At 68.7% G+C, this 23,737-nt stretch carries 21 protein-coding genes; 14 read left to right on the top strand and 7 right to left on the bottom strand.

The genetic code is table 11. From position 1 onward, the window contains the following. The first annotated feature begins 392 nt into the window (after positions 1-392). The 13 genes from AC3WXD_RS01485 (at position 393) to AC3WXD_RS01425 (ending at position 15,012) form a co-directional block, all read left to right on the top strand. Complete coding sequence (locus tag AC3WXD_RS01485; RefSeq protein WP_029044145.1) at positions 393-1,478, top strand: calcium:cation antiporter; 1,086 nt, start codon at positions 393-395, stop codon at positions 1,476-1,478. Between the two features lie 85 nt (positions 1,479-1,563). Beyond that, complete coding sequence (locus tag AC3WXD_RS01480) at positions 1,564-2,487, top strand: LysR family transcriptional regulator (protein ID WP_043367138.1); 924 nt, start codon at positions 1,564-1,566, stop codon at positions 2,485-2,487. 391 nt (positions 2,488-2,878) lie between these two features. Then, a complete protein-coding gene (locus AC3WXD_RS01475; protein ID WP_020205498.1) occupies positions 2,879-3,952 on the top strand; it encodes a porin in 1,074 nt (357 codons plus the stop codon). 131 nt (positions 3,953-4,083) lie between these two features. Further along, on the top strand, positions 4,084-4,779 hold the full coding sequence (locus tag AC3WXD_RS01470) for a Crp/Fnr family transcriptional regulator (protein ID WP_020205497.1): 696 nt from the start codon (positions 4,084-4,086) through the stop codon (positions 4,777-4,779). Positions 4,780-4,870: 91 nt separating this feature from the next. After that, positions 4,871-6,163: an ABC transporter substrate-binding protein gene (locus AC3WXD_RS01465; protein ID WP_492322876.1), complete on the top strand. Its 1,293-nt coding sequence runs from the start codon at positions 4,871-4,873 to the stop codon at positions 6,161-6,163. Positions 6,164-6,165: 2 nt separating this feature from the next. Further along, complete coding sequence (locus AC3WXD_RS01460; protein WP_492322875.1) at positions 6,166-7,188, top strand: branched-chain amino acid ABC transporter permease; 1,023 nt, start codon at positions 6,166-6,168, stop codon at positions 7,186-7,188. A 33-nt stretch (positions 7,189-7,221) separates the two neighbouring features. Continuing rightward, positions 7,222-8,973, top strand: a complete 1,752-nt coding sequence (locus AC3WXD_RS01455; RefSeq protein ID WP_492322874.1) for a branched-chain amino acid ABC transporter ATP-binding protein/permease — start codon at positions 7,222-7,224, stop codon at positions 8,971-8,973. Beyond that, positions 8,970-9,731 (top strand): ABC transporter ATP-binding protein, encoded by a 762-nt coding sequence (locus AC3WXD_RS01450; RefSeq protein ID WP_492322873.1) that lies wholly within the window; start codon positions 8,970-8,972, stop codon positions 9,729-9,731. The genes AC3WXD_RS01455 and AC3WXD_RS01450 overlap by 4 nt, the downstream gene beginning before the upstream one ends. Then, positions 9,728-11,119: an amidase family protein gene (locus tag AC3WXD_RS01445; RefSeq protein ID WP_492322872.1), complete on the top strand. Its 1,392-nt coding sequence runs from the start codon at positions 9,728-9,730 to the stop codon at positions 11,117-11,119. Before AC3WXD_RS01450 ends, AC3WXD_RS01445 begins: the two co-directional genes overlap by 4 nt. 98 nt (positions 11,120-11,217) lie before the next feature. Then, positions 11,218-12,225 (top strand): 3,4-dihydroxyphenylacetate 2,3-dioxygenase, encoded by a 1,008-nt coding sequence (gene hpaD, locus AC3WXD_RS01440; RefSeq protein WP_231401690.1) that lies wholly within the window; start codon positions 11,218-11,220, stop codon positions 12,223-12,225. A gap of 35 nt (positions 12,226-12,260) precedes the next feature. Continuing rightward, a complete protein-coding gene (locus AC3WXD_RS01435; RefSeq protein WP_043367136.1) occupies positions 12,261-12,680 on the top strand; it encodes a RidA family protein in 420 nt (139 codons plus the stop codon). Positions 12,681-12,728: 48 nt separating this feature from the next. After that, positions 12,729-14,219, top strand: coding sequence for a 5-carboxymethyl-2-hydroxymuconate semialdehyde dehydrogenase (gene hpaE / locus AC3WXD_RS01430; protein ID WP_492322871.1), 1,491 nt, complete (start codon positions 12,729-12,731; stop codon positions 14,217-14,219). 163 nt (positions 14,220-14,382) lie between these two features. After that, positions 14,383-15,012 (top strand): uracil-DNA glycosylase family protein, encoded by a 630-nt coding sequence (locus AC3WXD_RS01425; RefSeq protein ID WP_492322870.1) that lies wholly within the window; start codon positions 14,383-14,385, stop codon positions 15,010-15,012. A 27-nt stretch (positions 15,013-15,039) separates the two neighbouring features. Here AC3WXD_RS01425 and wrbA read toward each other — a convergent pair whose 3' ends face one another. From wrbA to AC3WXD_RS01390, 7 genes are all read right to left on the bottom strand, one after another. Next, complete coding sequence (wrbA, locus tag AC3WXD_RS01420; RefSeq protein WP_020205487.1) at positions 15,040-15,660, bottom strand: NAD(P)H:quinone oxidoreductase; 621 nt, start codon at positions 15,658-15,660, stop codon at positions 15,040-15,042. A 125-nt stretch (positions 15,661-15,785) separates the two neighbouring features. Continuing rightward, on the bottom strand, positions 15,786-16,463 hold the full coding sequence (locus AC3WXD_RS01415) for a GntR family transcriptional regulator (protein WP_454733081.1): 678 nt from the start codon (positions 16,461-16,463) through the stop codon (positions 15,786-15,788). A 2-nt stretch (positions 16,464-16,465) separates the two neighbouring features. Then, complete coding sequence (locus AC3WXD_RS01410) at positions 16,466-17,464, bottom strand: 2Fe-2S iron-sulfur cluster-binding protein (RefSeq protein WP_020205485.1); 999 nt, start codon at positions 17,462-17,464, stop codon at positions 16,466-16,468. Between the two features lie 119 nt (positions 17,465-17,583). Beyond that, the gene (locus tag AC3WXD_RS01405) at positions 17,584-18,063 is read right to left on the bottom strand and encodes a GlcG/HbpS family heme-binding protein (RefSeq protein WP_020205484.1); all 480 of its coding nucleotides are present in this window, start codon (positions 18,061-18,063) and stop codon (positions 17,584-17,586) included. 44 nt (positions 18,064-18,107) lie between these two features. Beyond that, the gene (locus tag AC3WXD_RS01400; RefSeq protein WP_020205483.1) at positions 18,108-19,568 is read right to left on the bottom strand and encodes an aldehyde dehydrogenase family protein; all 1,461 of its coding nucleotides are present in this window, start codon (positions 19,566-19,568) and stop codon (positions 18,108-18,110) included. Positions 19,569-19,643: 75 nt separating this feature from the next. Continuing rightward, positions 19,644-20,375: an iron-containing redox enzyme family protein gene (locus AC3WXD_RS01395; protein ID WP_492322869.1), complete on the bottom strand. Its 732-nt coding sequence runs from the start codon at positions 20,373-20,375 to the stop codon at positions 19,644-19,646. Positions 20,376-20,667: 292 nt separating this feature from the next. Then, positions 20,668-22,206 carry a hypothetical protein gene (locus AC3WXD_RS01390; RefSeq protein WP_020207105.1) on the bottom strand — a complete coding sequence of 513 codons (1,539 nt, stop codon included), beginning with the start codon at positions 22,204-22,206 and terminating at the stop codon, positions 20,668-20,670. A 520-nt stretch (positions 22,207-22,726) separates the two neighbouring features. Here AC3WXD_RS01390 and AC3WXD_RS01385 point away from each other — a divergent pair. After that, a complete protein-coding gene (locus AC3WXD_RS01385; RefSeq protein WP_492322868.1) occupies positions 22,727-23,659 on the top strand; it encodes an ornithine cyclodeaminase family protein in 933 nt (310 codons plus the stop codon). Positions 23,660-23,737 lie beyond the last annotated feature (78 nt).

The raw sequence follows: 23,737 nt of genomic DNA, 5'->3' as shown, positions 1-23,737 counted from the left end.
AGGTTGCGGCAGGGCCTGCGCCGAGCCGATGATGTGACGGAACCGCATCCCGCCCGGACCGCTTGCCGCGCGCGTGCGCCGCATGCGGCGCCGGCGCGCTCCGGTGCCGCCGGCTTCACCCGGGACGGCGCCATCTGGCGGAAATTCGCCGAAGCAACGGCAATTCCAGCAAATTCACCACCAATTTCTGTCAATTCATGCGAATTATCGGGAACCGAATTACCCGCGGGCCTGCCTTATCTCCGCGATGCACGCCTGGCGCGCGGCTTGCGTGCCCAGGCTGAACCACAATAGGACGCAAAGGGGGAAACGGCCAGCGGCATGCCCGGCGGGCCCGATACGGCACAAAACCGCGCCACCATCGCAAGATCCAACGAAAAAAGGGAGAACGGATGACTTTGACTTCGACGAAACTGCCGGCCTGGACGCTGTGGCTGCCGCTGGCGGCCTGGGCCATCCTGGCGGCGGGCCTGGCGCTGCCCGGCCAGGCGCTGCTGCTGGCGCTGGCCGGCGTGGCGCTGGCGGGTTCCGTGTTCGCCGCCGTGCATCACGCCGAGGTGGTGGCGCACAAGGTGGGCGAGCCGTTCGGCACGCTGGTGCTGGCCATCGCCGTGACGGTGATCGAGGTGGCGCTGATCGTCTCGGTGATGCTCTCGGCCGGCCCGGAAAAGGCGGGACTCGCGCGCGACACGGTGTTCGCCGCGGCCATGCTGGTATGCAACGGCATCGTCGGGCTGTGCCTGCTGGTGGGCGGCCTGCGCCACCGCGAGCAGGCCTTCCAGGCGCCCGGCGCCACCGCCGCGCTGGCGGTGCTGGCCGCGCTGGCGGGACTGACGATGGTGCTGCCGAACTACACCAGCGCGGTGCCCGGGCCGATGCTGTCGCAGTCGCAGCTGGCCTTCGCCGGCATCGCCTCGCTGGTGCTGTACGGCAGCTTCGTGTTCGTGCAGACGGTGCGCCACCGCGACTACTTCCTGGTGCCCGGCAACTCCGACGAAAGCGTGCACGCGCCGCCGCCGCCCACGCGCGTCGCGCTGGCCAGCGGCGGCATGCTGCTGGTGTGCCTGGTGGCGGTGGTCGGGCTGGCCAAGCTGCTCTCGCCGACGGTGGAAGCCGCGGTGGCCAGCGCCGGCGCGCCGCCCGCGGTGGTGGGCATCGTGATCGCCGCGCTGGTGCTGCTGCCCGAAGGCCTGGCCGCGCTGCGCGCCGCGCGCGCCGACCGGCTGCAGACCAGCATGAACCTGGCGCTGGGCTCGGCGCTGGCCAGCATCGGCCTGACCATTCCCACCGTGGCGGCGGTCTTCATCGTGGTCGGCAAGCCGCTCGTGCTGGGCCTGGGGCCGACCGAGACCGTGCTGCTGGCGTTCACGCTGCTGGTCAGCACGCTGACGCTGCACTCGGGGCGGACCACCATGCTGCAGGGCGTGGTGCACCTGGTGCTGCTGGCGGCCTACCTGTTCCTGTCGGTGGTGCCCTGAGCGCGCCCTCGTTCCGGGCCAGGCGCGCGCACGATCCTTGCTAGCGAGAACTTATCGTTCTCACTAGCGCCCGAGCGCCCACGCCATGCTCCACCCGCCTCGCCTGTACCTCTACCTGGACGCCGTGGCCCGCCACGGTTCCATCCGCAAGGCCGCCGAACAGCTGCACGTGGCGTCCACCGCGCTGAACCGCAAGATCCTGGAGGTGGAGCAGCAGGTCGGCACCGCGCTGTTCGAGCGCCTGCCGCGCGGCGTGCGCCTGACCGCCGCCGGCGAGGTGCTGATCGCCACCGTGCGGCGCAGCCTGGCCGACCTGGACGCCGCCGCCGCGCAGATGGAGCAGCTGCGCGGGCTGGTGCGCGGCACCGTGCGCGTGGCCACGGTGGAATCGGTCGCCACCGATTTCCTGCCCGAGGTCATCGGCCGCTACCAGGCCACCCACCGCGGCGTGCAGTTCCGCGTCTCGGTGGGCAACTCCGGCGAGCTGCTGGCCGCGCTGCGCGAGGACGAGGCGGACCTGCTGCTCGCGCACGACCCGCCGCCCACGCCGTTCCTGCACGAGCTGTCGGTCTCCGCGCAGCCGTTCTGCGCCATGATGCGGCCCGACCATCCGCTGGCGGAGCGGCGCTCGCTGCGCCTGTCCGACTGCCAGCCCTACCCGGTCGCGCTCGGGCCCGAGAGCTTCGGCAGCCGGCAGTTGATCGAGGCCATCTGCGCGCGCAACCGGCTGTCGCTGCGGGTCATGCTGGAGGCCACCACGGTGGAGATGCTCAAGAGCTTCTCGCGCCAGACCGGCGCCATCAGCTTCCAGTTCCAGGCCGGCACGCTGCGCGAGACGCGCCAGGGCACGCTGACCGCCATCCCGCTGTCGGACCCCGAGCTGTGCGCCGGCCGGCTGGTGCTGGGCGCGCGCAAGGGCCGCATCCTGCCGCCGGCGGCGGCGGCCTTTTCCGAGCACCTGAAGGCCGCGCTGGCGGGGCTGTACCAGCCGCTGGCGCAAGCCGCGTGAGGCGACGGCGCCGACAGCGCCGGGCGACGATGGCGCCGGCCCCGCCAGCGCACACATTTTGCGCGCGCCATGAGAAGAAATAAGTGCTGGTTGCGTGCGGTCGAATTGCCGCAAACTGCATCCATCGCAGCCATCCATCGCCAACCGATGCAACATCCACGACGCGCGCAGGCCGGCCCGCAGCGGCCGCCAGCCTAGCGGCGGGCCCGCCCTGGGCCCGGCCATTTCCAGCGAACCGCAAGACGCCAGATGCAACGGGGACGTGTCCCGCTCACGCCCCCGCGGGCCCTGTCGCGCCCGCGCCGGGCCGGCGCCCGGATGCAGCGATGCCATACCACAAGAGCCAGCAACCACAGCAATGACAAGAACGGGATCAACCAGGGAGGTCTTCATGCATTACAAGTTCAAGCCGGTGGTCAAACCGGCGATCATGGCCGCAGCCTTGCTGTGCGGCAGCGCGATGGCGCAGTCCAGCGTCACGCTCTACGGCATGGTCGACGCCTTCGCCGGCGCCAGCAAGGCCGGCGGCGGCCAGCGCGCCTACGGCGTCGACAGCGGCGGCATGCAGACCTCGTACTGGGGCGTGCGCGGCACCGAGGACCTCGGCAGCGGCCTCAAGGCGATCTTCGACCTCAACGGCTTCTTCCGCCCCGACGCCGGCAAGCAGGGCCGCTTCGACGGCGACCCGCTGTTTACGCGCAACGCCTTCGTCGGCCTGCAGAGCGACAAGCTGGGCGCGGTCCGGCTCGGGCGCAACACCACGCCGTACTTCATCTCGACGATCCTGTTCAACCCGCTGATCGACTCCTACACCTTCTCGCCGTCGATCTTCCACACCTACTTCACCGCCAGCAACGGCCGCGTGTTCGACCCGGGCATCATCGGCGACTCGGGCTGGAGCAACTCGCTGGTGTACTCCACGCCCACCATCGGCGGCCTCACCGCCAACGCGATCTACGCCTTCGGCGAGCAGCCGGGCAGCAACGGCCAGAACAAGTGGGGCGGCAACGTGCTCTACTTCAACGGCGGCTTCGGCGCCACCGTGGCGTTCCAGCAGGTCAAGTTCAGCAACGTGCCGGGCGACGTCACCTCGCCCGCCACGCTGGCCGGCTTCGACAAGCAGAACGCGGTGCAGGTCGGCGTGAGCTACGACTTCAAGGTGGTCAAGCTGTTCGCGCAGGGCCAGTACATCAAGAGCAGCGTGAACAACGCCACCGGCGACATCAAGCACACCAACGGCCAGATCGGCGCGTCCATCCCGGTCGGCGCGGGCAGCGTGCTGGTCTCGTATGCCTATGACAAGACCAGGAACGACGCGGCGGACTTCCGGCGCAATACCGCGGGCCTCGCCTATGACTACAACCTGTCCAAGCGCACCGACGTGTACGTGGCCTACTTCTACGACAAGCTGACCGACCAGTCGCACGGCGACAGCTTCGGGCTGGGGATGCGGCACCGGTTCTGATGCGGGCGCGCTCCGGGGCTGCCGCGGCCGGCGGCGAGTTGGAGCTAGGGATTACCCTGGGCGCAGCGCCGGTCCCCGGTGGTGGCCGTACAATTTCCGCCATGTAGTCGGACATGTCCACGGAGGGCCCCATGAGCAAAGGCACCGCTGAAGGCTTGTCGCAGTTTCTGGCGATGGAAACCTGGCTCCCGCAAGGCGAGCAGGCTGCCTATCTGCGTTCGCTGACGCACCTGGGCGAATCTCTCAGTCTGGAGAGCGGGGTCTGCCTGTTCAGCCAGGGGCAGATCGACCAGGCGTTCTACGTGGTGGTGGAGGGCCGCCTCCACGTTCACATGCTCAGCGAGGACGGGCAGGAATCCATCCTCAACATCATGGGGCCGGGCAGCGTCATCGGCGAAGCCGCGGCCTTCCTGCAGCGCCCGCGCTGCGCGTCCGCGCGCACCATGGAGCCTTCGCGACTGCTGCGGTTCGACATCCGGCGAATGCCGGCGATGGTCGCGAGCGATCCGACCTTCGCCATGGCCATGCTGTACCTGCTCAGCATCAAACAGCGCCAGGCCATCGAACGGCTGCGGCAGACCGTGTTCGATCCGCCCGAACAACGCATCGTCCAGTTCCTCGAGCAGTTCCGGGTAACACACCAGCATCCCGAATCCCCGGGGCGCGCGGTGGCCGTCGACCTCACGCATGAGCAGATCGGCCATCTCACCGACCTGTCCCGCGTTACCGTGACCCGCGTCCTCAACCGCTTCCGGCGTGACGGCGTCATTGCCTTCAGCGGCCGGCGCGTGCTCTTGCTGAAGTCTCTCGTTCAGCCCTCCCACTAGCGCCAGGCAAACACGCCGGCGCGGGCGCACGGCACCCCTTCGGGGGAAACCCCTAGGGCTGCTTCCCCCCTCTTGTATCGCCAGATACAGCGTGACGCGCCGCCCGCTGAGAGACTGCCCTCTCCACCAGCACGCAATCCGGCGCTTGCCTCCGAGTGGCAACGCGGCCGGCGCGAGCCGGGATCTTCGAGGGGGACAAGACATGTTGGGAATCAAGCGGTCCGCCGCGGCGCTCAGTCTCGCCGGCCTGGCGCTGGCCCACGCGGCAAACGCCGATACGCGCCCGGAACTGCGCATCGGCGTGGTGAGTTCCATGACCGGCGGGGCATCGGCCATCGCCGCCGGCGCCGTGGCAACCATCAATCTGATGCAGGAGCGGCTGGGCCAGGACGCCGAACTCCCTTTCCGCGTCACGTTCGTCAAGTACGACGACGGCTCCGACCCGGCGCGCGCGGTCAATGCCACGCGCAAATTGATCCAGGAGGATCGCGTTCATCTCGTCATCTGCTGCACGACGACGCCCGCATCGCTGGCGGTCAACAAGGTGGTCGAGGAGGAGAAGACGCCGAATCTGTCGCTGGCCTCGGCGGCCGCGGTGATCGAGCCGGCCGATCAGCACCGCTTTACCTTCAAGACCCCGTTGACCGATCGCCTGATGATCGTCCGCACCGTCGACTACCTGCGCAGCAAGGGCTATCGCACGGTCGCCTTCATGGGCCTGGAGGATTCTTATGGCGAGGGCGGCTGGGTCGAATTCCAGCGCATCGCCGGCGAGAAAGGCATGAAGATCGTCTCGGCGGAACGCTTCGCGCGGGGCGACACCAATTTCACGCCGCAGGCGATGCGCGTAGTGCGGCAGAAACCGGATGCCGTGTACGTCCACGCCATCCCGCCTTCGTCCGCGCTGGCGCACGAAAGCCTGCGCCGGGTCGGCTTCGGGGGCGAGATCCTGCACGGTGCCGGCTCGTCCACCGCGGCGCTCATCGCCGTGGGCAAGAAGGCGATCGAGGGCGCCGTGGTCGGCACGGCCGCGCTCACCGTCTACCGGCAGCTGCCGGCCAGCCACCCGATCAAGCCGGTGGTCGAGCGCTTCGTCGGCCTGTATGAGGGCAAGTACGGCGCGGGCAAGGCCGACCTGTTCGCCGCGCAGGCCTACGACACCGTGAACATTCCGGTCGCCGCCTATCGCCAGGTCGTTGCCGCCGGCAAGGCTTCCGGCCTGGCCCAGGCCAGGCTCGCGTTACGCGATGCGATCGAGCAGACGCGGGAATATGTCGGCGTCACCGGCATCTACAACTACAGCCCGCAGGACCACCTCGGCCTGGACGGGCGCAGCACCTTCCTCGCCATCGTCAGGAACGGCAAGTTCGAGTTGCTGAAATGACCATGGACGCCCTCACCTCGCTGTTTCTGCTCGTGGATGGCCTGACCAACGGCGCCGTCTACTCCCTGCTCGGACTGAGCCTGGTGCTGGTCTACACCACCACGCGCGTGGTCAACATCGCGCAAGGCGAGTACATCACCTTCGGCGCATTGACCTACGCGAGCTTCCTGGAAAGCACGCTGGCGCCGGTCGCCTATGTGGTGGCCGCCGGCGGCGCCGTCTGCCTGCTGCTCGATCTGCGCCGCGCGCGCCACGGCCAGCGCAGCCTGCTGCGCCCGCTGGCGGGCTATCTCGGGGCCTTCCTCGCGCTGGCGGTGCTATGCATGCTGTCGCTGCGGCTGCCCTTTGCCGGACTGCGCATGCTGGCTTCCGCGGCACTGGTGGCGGCGCTGGGGCCGATCGTCTATCGCCTCACCGTGGAGCCAAAGCCGGACAGTTCCACGGTGGTGCTGGTCATCATCGGCGTGGGGGTGGCGATGATCCTGCATCCGCTGGCGCTGCTGCTGTGGGGCCCCGACCCACGGCCGGTGCCCGCGCTCAGCGATGCGAGCCTCGCATTCGCCGGCATCGGCGTGGGCGCCCAGTCACTGTTCATCGTCGCCATCTCGCTGGCCGCGGCGCTGGCGCTGTATCTGTTCTTCCGCCACACGCTGGCGGGCAAGGCATTGCGCGCGGCCTCCATCAACCGCGAGGGCGCCGAGTATTGCGGCATTCCGGTCGTGTTCGCGGGCCGGCTCAGCTACTTCCTGGCGGCCGCGCTGTCCGGCCTCAGCGGCATGTTGCTGGCCCCGCTGGTGACTGCGCACTATGAAATGGGCTTTGTCGTTGGCCTCAAGGGCTTCGTCGGCGCCGCCATGGGCGGGCTGATCAACTATCCGCTCTCGGTGGCGGGGGTGTTCCTCGTGGGCGCGCTCGAATCCTTCGCGTCGTTTCTGAGCAGCGCATATCGCGACGCACTCGTCTTTGCCCTCGTCATTCCGATCCTGCTGTGGCGCAACCGCGGCGCCGCCGCGCACGACGAATGACGCGCCCCTGACAACTCCCTGGCTCGAAAGCGCATGCATTCCACCAAATCGATTCTTGTCGGCACCACGCTGGTCCTGGCGACCATGATTGCGGCATTGCCGACCTATTACGCGGGGCTGCTTGCGCTGGCCGGCATCCACGCGATCGTCTGCCTTGGCCTGTCGTTCCTGCTGGCGGCCGGGCAGTTGTCCCTGGGCCATGCCGCGTTCCTCGGCACGGGCGCCTATGCCGCCGCCATTCTCACCCGGGACGCCGGCTGGCCGCCGCTGCTGGCCCTGGCTGCCGCCGTGGCCGGCTGCGCGGCGCTGGCCTACCTGCTCGGACACCTGACGCTGCGCCTGCGTGGCCATTACCTGCCGCTGGCCACATTGGCCTGGGGCATGGCGATCCATGTCTGCTTCGGTGCCGCGACCGGGGTGACGGGCGGGGCTTCCGGCCTGCCGGACATCCCCGCCTTCAGCCTGCATGGCGCCGTGCTGGGCACGCGCGCCATGACGGCGCTCACCTGGGGTGTGGTGGCATTGTCCTTCCTGGCTTTCTGCCGCATCCATCGCGGGCGGATCGGAAGAGCCGCCGCGGCCATCAAGTCCAATCCGACGATGGCGAGCGCGTTCGGCGTCGACGTGGCCGCGGTGAAGATCCGGATATTCGTCCTGTCCGCCGCCATGACTGCGCTGGCTGGCGGCTTGTACGCGTTCTACATGCAATTCCTCAGTCCCGGTTCGTTTTCCGTCGGCGCCTCGTTCAACCTGCTGATCATGGTGGTTCTCGGCGGCGTGCTCCATCCGCTCGGCGCGCTGCTGGGGGCCATCGCGTTCACCGGCCTGGAAATCGGCGCGCAGTACCTGGTCGCCAGTCTGCTCGACCTGCCGGGACAGATGGAGAGCATGCTGTTCGGTGCGATTCTCATCGCCGCGCTGCTGCGTTGGCCGAACGGCCTGATGACCTGGGTGCGCGTGCCCCGCTCTGCCGCCGCGCCGGCAATGGAAGGCCATGCGGTCTCGCCTGCCGGGGCGGACAGGTTGCCGGCCCGCGCGCTGCGCGTGGAGGCGGTGGAGAAGCACTTCGGGGGCCTCAGAGCGCTGCAGGGCGTGTCTATCGAGATCGGCGCCGCGCGCATCACCGGCCTGATCGGGCCCAACGGGGCGGGCAAGTCCACCCTGTTCAACGTCATGACGGCCGTGCTGCCCGCCACCCGGGGCCGGATCACCCTGGGCGGCGAGCCGCTGGCAAGGACATCGGCGCAGGTCGTCCGCCAGGGCGTGGCCCGGACCTTCCAGCACGTGCAACTGGTCGCGGAACTGAGCGTCCTGGAGAACGTCATGCTCGGCGGCTACATCCACGGCCGCGCCGGCCTGCTGGCGGCGGCGCTGGGCCGGGACCGGGCCGAGGAGCGCGCCCTGGCCGCGGCGGCTCATGCCGCGCTGGCGCAGGTCGGGCTGGCGGCGGAGGCGGGACGCCCGGTGGCCGAGCTGACCCTGGGCAGCCAGCGCCTGGTCGAGGTAGCCCGCGCGCTGATGGCGCATCCCCGCGTGCTGTTGCTGGACGAACCGGCGGCCGGCCTGCGCGAGCCGGAGAAGCGCGCGCTCGTCGCCCTCATGCGCAGGCTGCGCGACGAACGGGGGATGGCCATCCTGCTGGTGGAGCATGACATGGACCTGGTCATGGGCTGCGTCGACTACCTTTTTGTCCTGAACTACGGCGAGCTGCTGTCGCAAGGCGCCAGCGCCGAGGTGCAGCGCGACCCGGCCGTGGTCGCCGCCTATCTGGGAGCCGACGCATGAGTACGCTGGCCGTGCGCAATCTCACCGTGGCCTATGGCCGGGTCAATGCCCTCGAGGATGTCAGCTTCGACGTGCCGCAGGGGAAGCTGGTGACGTTGATCGGCGCCAACGGCGCCGGCAAGAGCACCTTGCTCAAGGCCCTGATGGGCAGCCTGCCCATCCATTCGGGCAGCATCGCGCTGGACGGAACCGCCATTGGGCATGCGCCGGTGGTCGAGCGCGTGCGCCGCGGCATGAGCCTGATCCCGGAAAAACGCGCGTTGTTCGGCTCGATGCGCGTCGAGGACAACCTGCTGCTGGGCGCCTACACCCAGCGGCGGCGGACCGATCTCGCGCGCGAGCTCGCGCGGATCTACACGTTGTTCCCGATCCTGCAAGCGCGCCGCGGCCAGTTGGCGGGGACATTGTCGGGCGGCGAGCAGCAGATGGTCGCCATTGGCCGCGCCCTGATCGCACGCCCGAAGATACTGTTGCTGGACGAACCCTCCATCGGACTGGCGCCGAAGATCGTCCAGCAGATCATGGAAGTGGTGGTGGCGCTGCGCCGCGAGGAAGGGCTCACCGTCATCCTGGTGGAGCAGAACGCCCGCCTGGCCCTGAGGAACGCCGACCTGGCGTATCTGATCGAACTCGGCCGCATCGTCAAGTCCGGCAGCAGCCAGGCGATGGCCGACGATCCCGATCTGTTGCGCAGCTACCTTGGCAGCGCCAGGCGGAACGAATGCGAATCCTCCGCCGTTCAGGGCCGGGCGGCATGATCCACCAAGCCAGTTTCCAGCGCCTGCGCGCGTTGTACCGCGACCGTGCGCTGACCCCGGTCGACGTCGTTCGTTCGGCCCTGGAGCATGCCGAGCGGGTCGATCCGGTCCTGAATGCCTTTGCGCTGATCGATCGGCAGCCGGCCCTGGTGGCGGCGTCGCAGTCCGCCAGGCGCTGGCGGCACGACACGCCGCTGGGGCCGCTCGACGGCATGCCCATCACTGTCAAGGAGTCCGCTTCCGTGCGGGGATGGCCGTCCCGCCGGGGATCGGCCACCACCGCCGACACTCCCACCCCGGACACCACGGTCTTCGTGCGGCGGCTGCTGGCCTCGGGGGCGATATTGCTGGGCCAGACGCGCGCGCCGGAGTTCAACTGGAAAGGCGTGACCGACAGCCCGGCCTTTGGCATCACCCGCAATCCGTGGAACACGGCGCTCACGCCGGGCGGCAGCAGCGGGGGCTGCGCCGCGGCGGTGGCGGCCGGCGTGGTCCGCATCTCGCTGGGCAGCGATGCCGGCGGGTCGGTGCGTATCCCCGCGGCCTTCTGCGGCGTCATCGGGCTCAAGCCGAATCATGGCCGCATCCCGCTGGCGCCGTTCCCCAGTGCGTTTTCGCACCTGGTGCATGCCGGCCTGCTCGGCACGCACGCGCGCGACATCGCCGAAACCCTGCAGGTCGTCAGCGGCCCCAGCCCGGCGGACTGGACCTCGAACCTGGGCCAGGCGCTGCGGATATGCGCCGCGGGCACGCCTCCGGGCAAGCTGCGCATCGGCCTGCTCGCGCCGCGACGCTGGGCAGAAAGCGAGCCGGCCGTCCACGCGGCCATGCACGGCATGCTCGTCCTCCTGGCCGACGGCGGCGCCTGCATCGAGGAGGTGGACTACGACATCCATGCGGCATCCCGGACCGCCGCAGAACTATACCGGCTGGGGTGCGCGGCCGCGGTCGCGGGCGTCCCGCCCGCCCAGCGCGCAAAGCTGGACCCCGGGCTCGTCGCGTTTGCCGGCGCCGCCCGATGCGGGTCGATGCCGGAGTACCACGCCCTGTGCCGGCAGCGGGATGCGCACGCCGGCGCACTGGAGGCGCTGTTCGAGCGCGTGGACATGCTGCTGCTGCCCACTGTCCCGATCCGGGCCTTCCGCGCGGGGATGGACCAGCCGGAGCACTGGCCCGGGGCGGACTGGATGTCGTGGAATCCCTATACGCCGGCGTTCAACGGCGCGCAGGTACCGGCAATGTCCTATCCGCTCTGGACATCGGCCAGCGACGATCTGCCCGCGGGCATCCAGTTTGTCGCTCCACGCTACCAGGAAGGAAGACTGCTCGCCCTGGCGATGTGGCTGGAGAGCGTGTTGCCGCTGCGGCTGGCCCCGTTCGCCGCTTGAGTGCCGCTGTATCTCTGGATACAGCGCCACGCAAGCCACCACAAGAAAATCGATGACATCGAATCGCCGCTGGCAGCGGCATGGACAAGGAGAACCACATGGAGCGCAATATGGACGACATGAATTTCAACATCCTTCGCCTCGGGCATATCGAATACTTCGTTGACGATCTCTCCCGTTCACGCGATTTCTACGTGGACGCGGTCGGCTTGTTCGAGACCGAGCGCGACGAACGGCATGTGTATCTGCGCGCCATCGAAGATCGCGAGCATCACAGCATGGTGCTGACGCAGTCCGGCACGCCGGGCGTCGGCGCCATTGGCTTTCGGGTGTCCCGCGAGGAAGACCTGGACCAGCTCGCACGGAAGTTCCAGGCCCGGCAGTTGCCGATGCGCTGGCTCCAGCCGTGGGAAAAGCGCGGTCAGGGGCGCACCTTGCAGGTACAGGACCCGTTCGGCTTCCCGATCGAGTACTACGCCACCAAGCAGCCGGTGGAATCGCTGCTGCAGCAATACCACCTGCATCGCCACGGTTGTCCGACGCGGCTGGACCATGTGAACGTCCTGATGCCGGACGCGCAGGCCGGCTACGAGTGGTACACCCGCGAGCTGGGCTTCTTCTGCTCCGAGTACACGCAATCGGCTCCGCCCGACGACCACGTGTACGGCGCCTGGCTCTATCGCAAGCCCACGACGCACGATCTGGCGGTCATGACCGGGCCGGGGCCGACCATGCACCATGCCGGCTTTTCCCTGATGGAACCGATGGGCGTGATTCGCGCCTGCGATGCCCTGGCCGCGGCCGGATACGCCGACAACATCGAGCGCGGTCCGGCCCGCCACGGCATCTCCAACGCCCTGTTCGTCTACGTCCGCGACCCCGATGGCAACCGCTTCGAGCTGTACACCGGCGACTACCTTACCGTGGACCGGGACCAGCCGCCCAAGCGCTGGGAGCTCGACAACCCGCGCCGCCAAAGCCTGTGGGGCCCGCCGCCGCCGCGTTGCTGGTTCGAGGAGTCCATGCGCGTGACCTCCCTGGCGACCGGCGAACCCCAACCGGTACAGGCACCCACTACGCGCGCCATCCCCCTCTACGTCGAATGAAACCCTCGATCCGCCGCACGGAGAACAGCATCCTCATGAAGCGCGAAGTCATCATCCCTGCCACGGGCCTGCTGCCGCACCGCCCTTACTCGCCCGCGATCCGCGTCGACGACCTGCTGTTCGTTTCCGGGCATACCGGGTCCGACCCGGTATCCCGGGAAATTCCCGAAGGCATTGCCGCGCAAACCGAGCTGGCATTCCGCAATATCCGCGCGGTACTCGATGCCGCCGGGGCGAGCATGGCGGACATCGCCAAGCTGACGGTCTTCATGACCGACCTGGATGCCGACTTCCAGGGCATGAATGCCGTCTTTCGCCGGACCTTTCCCGAGTCTCCGCCCGCGCGCTCCACCGTCGGCGTGGCGCAACTGGCCCGCCCCGGCCTGAAGATCGAGATCGAAGCCGTCGTCGCGGTCGGCTCCGCCGGTGCCGGCCATCGCGCGCGCCTCCCGTAAGACACCATGCGGCGCCGCCCGCCCGCTCACCGATCGAGAAGCCAAGCCATGATTTCCCACCTGATCAACGGCCGGTCAGTCGAAAGTCCGTCCGTCATTGAAAATCTGAATCCCGCCACGGGCAAGGTCCTGGCCGAGGTTGCCCGCGGCACCGAGAAGGAGATTGCCCTGGCCGTCGCCGCCGCCAAGGCAGCCTTTCCCGCCTGGGCGGGCCGGCCCGCCAGGGAACGCGCCCGCATCCTGCGCGACCTCGCCGCGCTGATCGAGCGCCATGTGCCGGAGCTCGCCGCGATGGAGACGGACGATACCGGGTTGCCGATCCAGCAGACCAGGCATCAACTGGTACCCCGGGCCGGCGAGAATTTCAATTTCTTCGCCGAGGTTGCCACCCGCGTCAACGGCCACACCTATCCGGCCGACGACCGGATGCTCAATTACACGCTGTACCAGCCGGCGGGCGTGTGCGGCCTGATCTCGCCGTGGAACGTGCCGCTGATGAATGCCACCTGGAAGGTCGCGCCGTGCCTGGCCTTGGGCAATACGGCGGTGCTGAAGATGTCCGAGTTGTCGCCGATGACGGTCGACCGGCTGGGCCAACTGGCCCTGGAAGCGGGCGTGCCCGCGGGCGTGCTGAACATCGTGCATGGCTATGGCGCCGAGGCCGGCGATGCCCTGGTCAGGCACCCCGATGTGCGGGTGATCTCCTTCACGGGCGGCACGGCCACGGGACACCGCATCGCCGAGCGCGCGGGCATCAAGCGCCTGTCCATGGAACTGGGCGGCAAGTCCCCCGTGCTGGTGTTTGCCGATGCGGATCTGGACCGGGCGCTGGATGCCACGCTGTTCACCATCTTCTCGATCAACGGCGAGCGCTGCACGGCCGGCTCGCGCATCTTCATCCAGCGCAGCATCTACGACAGCTTCGCCCACGCCTTCGCCAAGCGCTCACAACGTCTGGCGGTGGGGGATCCGCGCGATCCGGCCACTCATGTCGGCGCCATGATCACGCGACAGCACCGGGAAAAGGTCACGGGCTACGTCGAGATGGCACGGCAAGAGGGGGCCACCGTCGCCGCGGGCGGCGCAGTGCCGCCCGGGCTGCCGGCGAGCATGCGGCATGGCAACTTCGTCCAGCCCACCGTCCTCACCAACGTCGAGAACCGCATGCGCGTCGCCCAGGAAGAGATCTTCGGCCCGGTGGCCTGCCTGATTCCGTTCGACGCCGAAGACGACGGGCTGCGGATGGCCAACGACATCCGCTACGGCCTGGCCTCCTACGTCTGGACGCGGGACATCGGCAAGGCTCACCGCCTGGCTCGCGGCATCGAGGCAGGCATGGTCTTCATCAACAGCCAGAACGTGCGCGACCTGCGCCAGCCCTTCGGCGGCATCAAGGATTCCGGCATCGGCCGCGAAGGTGGCGCGGCAAGCCTGGAGACCTTTTGCGAGATCAAGAACGTCTGCCTCTCGATGGGGCAGCACGAGATCCCCCGATGGGGCATCGCCGAGCCATCCGATGCGTCATCGATCGTTCGTTGAATTGCGGATCTTCGGCATGTGTCGTGGAGGATCCATCTGGCTCCAGCCTGCCGATCAGCCGCCTTCGCTCGACTCCGGCGGGAGCGACAGGCGCGCGCCCGTCGACCGGGATAGCGAATAGACTCTCGACAATGCCGACCGGCAGCTTTCGCCGCCAGACCCGATGCCGTACGCATTTCACGACGTGCCAGCCACCGAACCCGACCTTCCCGCCCTACTCGCCCAGGTCCGCGCGTGCCGCGTCTGCGCCGGCGCGCTGCCGCTCGGCCCGCGCCCGGTGGTCCAGGCCGCGGCCCCCGCGCGCATCCTGATCGTCGGGCAGGCGCCCGGCGCGCGCGTGCACGCCAGCGGCATCCCGTGGGACGACCCGAGCGGCGACCGGCTGCGCGAATGGATGGGCGTGGACAAGACGGTGTTCTACGACCCGGCGCGCATCGCCATCATCCCGATGGGCCTGTGCTATCCGGGACGCGGCGCCAACGGCGACCTGCCGCCGCGCAAGGAATGCGCGCCGCTGTGGATGGACGCGCTGCTGGCGCGCCTGCCGCGCGTCGAACTGACGCTGCTGGTCGGACAATACGCGCAGCGGCATTTTCTCGGCGCGGCGGCGCGCGAGGGCGTGACGGCCACGGTGGCCGGCTTTGCCGCGCACGGGCCGGCGTATCTGCCGCTGCCCCACCCGTCGCCGCGCAACCAGGGCTGGTTCAAGCACAACGCCTGGTTCGCGCAGGACCTGCTGCCGGTGTTGCGCGGGCGCGTGGCCGAGGTCCTGCGGAGCGCCGCGCAGGACTAGCCGCCTGCGCGCCCTCCCTATGCGCGCTCAATGCGCGGCCAGCTTCGCGGCGATGGTGGCCACGTGGCGGCCCTGGTAGCGCGCGATGGCCAGTTCGTTCTCGCTGGGCTGGCGCGAGCCGTCCGCCGCGGTGAGCGTGGACGCGCCATACGGCGTGCCGCCGGTGATCTGGCTCATGTCGAGCAGCCGGGCCTCGGCGTAGGGCACGCCCACGATCACCATGCCCTGGTGCAGCAGCGTGGTGTGGAAGCTCGTGATCGTGGTTTCCTGCCCGCCGTGCTGGGTGGCGGTGCTGGTAAAGACACTGCCGACCTTTCCCACCAGCTTGCCGCTCATCCACAGGCCGCCGGTCTGGTCGAGGAAATTGCGCATCTGCGCGCACATGTTGCCGAAGCGCGTGGGCGTGCCGAACAGAATGGCGTCGGCGTCGGCCAGCTTGTCCGGCTCGGCCACCGGCACGTGGGCGAAGGCCGCGCGCGCGGCCTTGGCGCCGCTCTTTTCCAGCACCGCGTCGGGCACCAGTTCCGGCACCTGGAGCAGCGCCACTTCCGCGCCGTCGACCTCGCGCGCGCCGGCCGCCACGGCCTCGGCCATCTTGTAGACGTGTCCGTACATGCTGTAGAAGACCACCTGGATCTTGCAGGTCATGAGCACTCTCCTGTCGGAAAACGGGGAACGGGGAACGGCGGCATGCGATGCGCGCCGGCGCGCATCGCGCCCACTCCGTTGAGTCTAGGCGAAGCGCGGCCGCGGCGCGAAGGCGGCTGCGCGACTCATGCGCCGGCCTGCACCTCGGGCGCGACCGGCGTGGCGTCGTCCGCCGCGCTGTAGACGTGGCGCGTGGCCAGCAGCGCGGCGAGGTCGGCATCGCCGGCGATGACCGCCCGCAGGATCTGCGCGTGCTCGTCCCAGTTCTGCTGCGCGCGCAGGCGGTGCGCCGGCGCGAACACCAGCCCGGTGCGCTCGCGCAGCGAGCGCATCATCTCCTGCAGCACGCTGTTGGCGGCAATGTTGCCGAGCACCTCGTGGAAACGGAAGTTGAGCGCGAGCAGGCGCTCCTCCTCGCCGCCGCGCGCGGCCGCCGTGCCCTCGCGCAATACCGCCTGCAGCTCCGTCACCAGGCGCGGATCGCGGCGCTGCGCGGCCAGCTTGGCGTTGAGCCCTTCCAGCGTGGCGCGCACTTCCACCATCTCGCGCGCCATATGCTCCGACAACCGCGCCACCGAGGCGCCGCGGCGCGGCTCGATGCGCACCAGCCCTTCGGCCGCGAGCGCGCGCAGCGCCTCGCGCACCGGCACGCGCGACACGCCGAGCTCCTCCGACAAGGCATGCTCCACCAGGCGGTCGCCCTGGCGGTAGACGCCGCCCACGATGCGCTGGCGCAAGGTATCCGTCACCTGCGCGAACAGCGGCGAATGGCGCGCGCCGAGGCTGCCGCCGGGCTGGTCCATGTTCAGGTGCGCTGGAAGGTGAAGCTGTCCGCGTAGATGTGCGCGCCGCTGGCGCCCAGGCCCATGAAGGTCTCGCGCGCGTCGCGGATCATGTCCGGCGAGCCGCACAGGTAGATGGCGTGCTCGGACAGGTCGGGCAGGTCCTCGGCCACCGCTTGCTGCACGTGGCCGCGGCGCCCGCTCCAGCCCTCGCCCGCGCGCGACAGCACCGGCACGTACTGGAAGTCGTACAGGCGCGCGCCCCACTGCTGGATCTGGTCGTGCAGGTAGAGATCGGCCTCGGTGCGCATGCCCCAGTAGAGCGACACCGGCGGGCAGTCCGGGTCGTCCATCAGCGATTCAAGAATGCTCTTGATCGGCGCCAGCCCGGTGCCGGTGGCCACCATCACCAGCGGGCGGTAGTCGTCCTTGCGGAAATAGAAGCCGCCCAGCGGCAGCTCCACGTCGAGCTGGTCGTCGGAGCGCAGGCCGGCCAGCAGGCGCTCGGTGAAGTAGCCGCCGGGAATGCGGCGCACGTGCAGGTCCACGATGCGGTCCTTCGGCACCGACGCCATCGAGAAGCTGCGCGCCACGCCGTCGCCGGTGAAGATCTTCAGGTACTGGCCCGGACGGTAGTCGAGCGCCTCGGCCTGCGGCAGCTCCAGCGTCAGGTGCACCACGTCGGCGCACAGCGGCTCGATCTTGCGGATCACCGCGGTGTGCCGCGCGGGCTCGACGCAAGGCTCGCCGGGCCGCGCGGTGCTGATCACGAGGTCGCTGGTGGGACGCGCCTGGCAGGCCAGCGCGAAGCCTTCCTCCTCTTCCTCCGGCGTCAGGCTCATGGGGTATTCCTCATAGGCCACCGTGCCTTCCACCAGCCTGACGCGGCACGTGGCGCAGCCGCCGAAGCGGCAGTCGTGGGCCATTTGCACGTTGGCGCGCAGGGCGCCGTCGAGCACCGATTCGTCGGCGCCGACTTCGAACGATTGCTGGGATTCGATGAGATGGATACGGTAAGACATGGCTGACTCGGCAATGCGTGAAAAGCGAAGGCGCGGCGTGCTGCCGGCGGTCTGCTCCCCTCTCCCGCACGCAGGAGAAGGGAGACAACAGTCGGCAGGCCGATTTGGCGGTTTCCTGCTTACTTCTTGATGTCGGCTTCGACCAGCACCTTGAGGTCGTCGCCGGCCAGCAGTTCCTGCAGCGCGGCCAGCGCGGCCACGCCGCAGGCGGTGTCCTGCTCGCCGTTGCCGCCGCTCAGGCCGATGCCGCCGATCACCTCGCCGTTGACCACGATCGGGAAGCCGCCGACGAACACCGCGAACTTGCCCTCGAAGCTCCACTGGATGCCGAACGCTTCGTTGCCCGGCAGCGCGGGGCCGTTGGGCACCTGGTTGAACAGATGGGTGGAGCGCTTGTGGCCGGCGGCCGTGAAGGCCTTGTTCCAGGCGATCTGCGGGCCGGTGATGCGGGCGCCGTCCATGCGTTCGAGCGCGAGCGGATAGCCGCCGTCGTCGACCACGCAGATCGTTTCCAGCACGCCGATTTCCTCCGACTTGCGGATCGCGGCCGCCACCATGTGGCGGGCTTCCTTCAGTTCCAGCTTGATGGCTTTTCTCATGTCCTGCTCCTGCTTCCTGCTTGATGGGTTGAGTCCGCGCCGCCTCAGCAGCCGCGGTACACGGTCTTGATCTGCGTATAGAACTCCAGCCCGGCCCGGCCCGACTCGCGGAAGGTGGAGGTGCTGGACTGCTTGAGCCCGCCGAACGGCGCGTTGACCAGGTTGCCGGTGGTGGTGCGGTTGATCTTGACCGTGCCCGACTGGATGTCGCTGGCGAACTCGTGCGCGTAGCGCGGGTTGCTGGTCACGATGGCGGCGGACAGGCCGTACTCGGTGTCGTTGGCCTTGGCGATGGCGTCGGCGTAGCTGCTCACCTCGATGATGGCGATCACCGGGCCGAAGATCTCCTCGCGGGCGATGCGCATCTGCTGCGTGACGTCGGTGAAGATGGCCGGCGCGACGTAGAAGCCCTTGTCGAAATCGCCGCCGCTCAGGCGCTCGCCGCCGCACAGGAGCGTGGCCTCGGCCTTGCCGATGTCCACGTAGCCCAGCACGGTCTCGAGCTGCTTGCGCGTGGCCAGCGGGCCGAGGTCCATGCCCGGGGTCATGCCGCTGCCGATCTTGAGCGTACCGACCTTGGCCAGCAGCTTCTCGGTATAGGCGGCCTTGACCGAGGCCATCACCAGCACGCGGCTGGTGCCGGTGCAGGCCTGCCCGCTCAGCGAGAAGCCGCCCTTGATGGTGAGGTCCACCGCGCGGTCGAGGTCGGCGTCTTCCATCACGATCAGCGGGTTCTTGCCGCCGAGCTCCATCTGCGTGCGCGTGCTCAGCGACACCGAGCGGTGGATGTGCTGGCCGGCCGCGGTCGAGCCGGTGAAGGAAATCGCGCGCACGGCCGGCGCCTCGGTGATGGCCGGGCCCACGTCGCCGGCGCGGCCGGTGATGAAATTGAGCACGCCCTTGGGCATGCCGGCCTCGACGAAGGCCTGCGCCAGCCGGTAGCCGCTCAGCGGCGCGTCCGACGAGGGCTTGAACACCACCGTGTTGCCGGCGATCAGCGCCGGCGCGATCTTGCGCGCGGGAATCGACACCGGGAAGTTCCACGGCGAGATCACCGTCACCACGCCGAGCGGCTCGCGCTGGCTGTAGACCAGCATGTCGGGGTCGTCCTGCGGATAGGTCTCGCCCGCGAACGACTGCCCTTCCACGGCGTAGAAACGGATGGTCTGCGCCGAGCGCAGGACTTCGTCCTTGCTCAGGCCGAGCGCCTTGCCTTCCTCGCGCGTGAGCTCCTCCGCGATCTGGGCGGCGTTGGCTTCGAGCCAGTCGGCCGCGCCGTTGAGGATCTTCGCGCGCTTGCCGATCGGGGTCTTCTTCCATGCCTCGAACGCCGCCGCCGCGGCGGCGACCGCGGCCTGCGCGTCTTGCGCCGTGGAGGCCTGGAAGCGGCCGACGATGTCGTCCGTGTCCGCGGGGTTGACGTTGTCGAAGGTGCGCCCGCTGGCGCTCTTGGTCCATTCGCCGTTGATGTGGTTGGCGAATTCGTCTGTCTTGGTTACTGCCATGATGTGCAAGCCTTTCGTCCGGTCAGGCCCCGCGCGGGGGCCGTCGATGCCAATGCAGTCGTGCCTTGTCCTCGTTCAGGCGGCGAGTTCGAGCTCGGGCAGCGGGATTTCTTGGGCGACGTAGTCGTGGTAGAGCGCGGTGGTGTAGAGCAGGCGCATCTGGGCGCCGATCTCGCAGATCTTCAGGCAGCGCTGCTGCAGTTCGGGCGTGTTGGCGTGCTCGAGGACGATCTGGTAGCCGCGCTCGCCGTGGATCTCGTCGGAGACGATGTGCAGGTCGAAGAACTCGACTTCCTCGTCGGTGAAGCCGTACTTCTCGCGCAGCGTGGGGGTCTGCTTGCGGTAGATGGAAGGCACCTGCGATTCCAGGCCGACCACGAGTCCGGCGACGGCGACGATGGGGTCCTCGCGCATGGCGACGGCGTAGCACCAGCTTTGCAGGCCGCGGGTGGTGGCGGACATGTTGTCGGGGTCGATGACACGCTCGCGGGTGGTGCCGCAGGCTTCGGCGAAGCGGATGAGCAGGTCGGTGTGGCGGTCGCCGCCGATTTCCTCTTCATACATATTGGCGAGCAGGAAGTCCTTGGCTTCGGTGAAGCGGTCGGGGGTGCGGGCGTAGATGTAGGCGAGGTAGTCGGCGAAGGGGCCGACGTAGTGATAGTGGTTCTCGGCCCAGCGGGCGAGGTGATCGCGGGAGAGCTTGCCGCTGGCCCAGGCGATGCTGAAGGGGGCCTTGTTGGCGCTCTTGCCCTTGATGGCGTTTTCGAGCGCGGCGCGGAAGACTTCGCGGTTCATGAGTTCGGGCATTTGGGGGCTCCAGGGTTGGGATCGCGTTGGAATCGGGCCGCTGCGGCCCTGCCGGTGAATCAATGTGTAGATTGTATACTATCTACCGGGTTGACCAAGGTCAATGAGTTTTTTGCGGAATCGGGGATGGTTTTTCCGGCGCGACAGGAAGACGCCGCGAAAGCGACGAGGGCGGCGGCGCCGGCAGGCACGGCCGCCCTCGAAAACAGGCAGTGGCGAAGATGCAGCCCGAGGAAAGCGGCCCGAGGAAGCAGCCCGGAGCCGCCCCGTTCAGGCCGGTCAGGTGGTCAGGTCAGTGCCAGATCAGCATCGCGCAGACCGTGGAGACACCGAGCCCGATCAGCACCGGCAGCAGCAGCGCGCGCACCGCGTCGAGCACCGGCACGCGCGCGAAACCCGCCACCGCGATCAGCGAGGACCACGCGATCAGCGTGCCGCCGCCGGTCCAGACCGCGCCCATCTGGCCGATCGCCGCCAGCGTGGCCGAATCGAAGCCGACCACCGGCCCCAGCGCGCCGGCCAGCGTGCCGGTCAGCGGCAGGCCGGCGAAGCCCGAGCCGTCGATGCCGGTGATCATGCCCACCACCAGCACGCCGAAGGCGACCAGCACGTGGTTGTCCGGAATCATGTGCTGGTAGGCCTGGATCAGCTCGAACAGCAGGCTGGGCGCGCGGTCGGCGCTCACGCCCAGGATCTGCGCGGCGGTCTCGCCGGCGCCGACGAAGAAGAAACCGGCGATCGGCAGCACCGAGCCCATCGCCTTGAAGGCGAACACGAAGCCGTCGGTGATGTGCTCGGGACAGACGTCGAGCATCTTGCGCGGGCCTTCGGCGGCCAGCGTCGCCAGCATCATCAGCACGGCCGCCACGCCGCCCACCAGCGCCGCGGCGTCGCCGCCCTTGAGCTCGGGCAGGCCGGTGCCCATCTTGGGCAGCACCATCACCGCGACCACCGCCAGGAAAGCCAGCGGCGTGACGATGGCGAAGCACTTCGACCACTTCACGCGGCGCTGCGCCACCATCGACAGGCTGCGCTCGATGTTGGAATCGGTGACGAGCGGCTCCTCATGCTCGGTGCCGCGCGCGATCTCCGCCTTGTCGAAGGTGCCGGAATGCTCCAGTTCGGCATCGGTGCCGCTGGCGCGCGCCTGCCACTTGGTCAGCAGGCTGCCGCTGGCCGGCACGATGTGCCGGCGCATCGACAGATACGCCAGCGTCAGCGCGATGCCGCCCGTGATGATCGACAGCACCAGCGCGCGGTCCGCCACCACCGCGGCGCTGACCGCGGCGCCGGCGGCCTTGGCGCTGATGCCCGGCGCCACGCCGATCACGTAGTCCGACGACAGCGCCATGCCCTGCCCCGCGATGGCGATGGCCATCGCGCCGGCCAGCGGCGGCAGCCCGGCCGCGATCGCCGCCGGCAGCAGGATGGCGGACACCAGCGGCACCGCCGGCGTGGGCCAGAAGAACAGCGAGATCACGTAGGTGATGCCGGCCAGGATGAAGAAGGCGGAATGCCCGTTCTTCATCACCACGCGGAATGGCTCGACCATGCGGATGTCCGAGCGCAGCGTCTTGAGCGAATTGAGCAGCGCCGTCATGAAGGCGATGACCAGGAAGATGTTGAACAACTCCTTGGCCGCCACCAGGCTGGCCGAAAAAATGCCTCCGAGCGCCGAGACCGGGCTGCCGGTCAGCGCGAACACCACCAGGAACGTACCCAGAATCGAGGGTACGACCACGTTGGCCCGCAGGATCATGGTCAGGACGATGACCGCCACGCCCAGTAGATAGATCCAGTGTGCCGCGCCAATCACTGCTTCGTGTTGCATGTATTCCCCTTGGATCCTTGCCTGTAGAGACCTGTGTGCTGTTTTCTCTGGGTGCTATCGCTGCCCCATGAACGTATACTATATTCTTGATCGAGGTCAAAACAAGCGAAATCTGAAAGGATTAGGGAATGCCCCCGGATTGGTGCGAACCCTTATATTTCCGCGCTAAAACAGGGATTTCCAGCACCTTTTGAGAGCAGACCTAAGTTGTGTGCATTTCCGGCAGATGCCTTCATCCCGCATTTTATGTAGACTGTATACAAATAGACGTAAGAAAGCGCAGCCGGCGCCTGTTGCCGGCCCGTTCCCGCCGCCCCGACCGCACATGACATCCGCATTTCCGCCTCCCGCCGGCGTCACCGCCCCGCCATCCGGCCCGATGGGGATGCCGCGCGCCGCCGCTGAGCCGGACAGGCGCGCCCGCCGCCTCACCGGCTGCGACGCAGCCGGTTCCGACCCGATCGACCCCCACCTCATCCATTGACCCATCGCGCCCCCGCGCCATCCGAGGAAACACACCATGCTGCATATCACCGACGAGATGATCGACCGCCACGTCAGCCCCGCCGACGTCCAGCAAGTCATGCTGGACGCCTTCCGCAGCTTCGGCGAAGGCAAGGCCGCCATGCAGGAGCGCATCCGCACCGAGGCCGGCGGCGTGAAGCTGTCGACGCTCGGCGCCGTGATCCCCGAGCAGCAGGTGGCGGGCGCCAAGGTGTACACCACCATCAACGGCCAGTTCTCCTTCGTGATCCTGATCTTCTCCACCGAGGACGGCCGCCCGCTGGCCTCGTTCGATGCCGGCGCCATCACCCGCCTGCGCACCGCGGCCTGCTCGGTGCTGGCCGCGCGCCACCTGGCCCGCGCCGGCGCCGAGGTGCTGGCGCTGTTCGGCGCCGGCACGCAAGGCGTGCAACATGCGCGCCAGCTCGCCGCGGCCCTGCCGCTCAAGCGCATCCTGCTGTCCGACCCGTATGCCGATGCCGCCATGCCGGAGCGCCTGGCGCAGTGGTGCGGCATCCCGGTCGCCTTCGCCGAGCCGGACGAGGCCGTCGCCCAGGCCGACATCGTGGTCACCGCCTCGCGCTCCACCACGCCGCTGTTCTCGGGCCGCTCGCTCAAGCCCGGCGCCTTCGTCGCCGCGATCGGCTCGAGCCTGCCGCATACCCGCGAACTCGACGACGTGGCGCTCGCGCGCGCCAGCAAGCTGGTGGTGGAGTGGCGGCCGCAGTCGATGCGCGAGGCCGGCGACATCGTGCTGGCCGATCCCGCCGCGCTGCCGGCCGACAAGATCGTCGAACTGGCCGACGTCGTGACCGGCAAGGTCCGGCCGCGCGCCAGCGAGGCGGACGTGCTGATCTACAAGTCGGTCGGCGTGGGCCTGGAGGATGTGGCGCTGGCGGGCTTCGCCTACCGGAAGGTGCGCGAGGCAGGTGAACTCAAGGTCGCCTGAAGCGGAAAAACGCGCCGGGCGCCGAAAAAATCCGAAAACCGGGTTGACCTTGGTCAACCCGGTAGATAGTATACAATC

The organism is Cupriavidus sp. FW216-B1 (assembly GCF_058789195.1).
The sequence above is the reverse complement of the archived record's forward strand: the minus strand, read 5'-3'. Positions and strand labels throughout refer to the sequence as shown.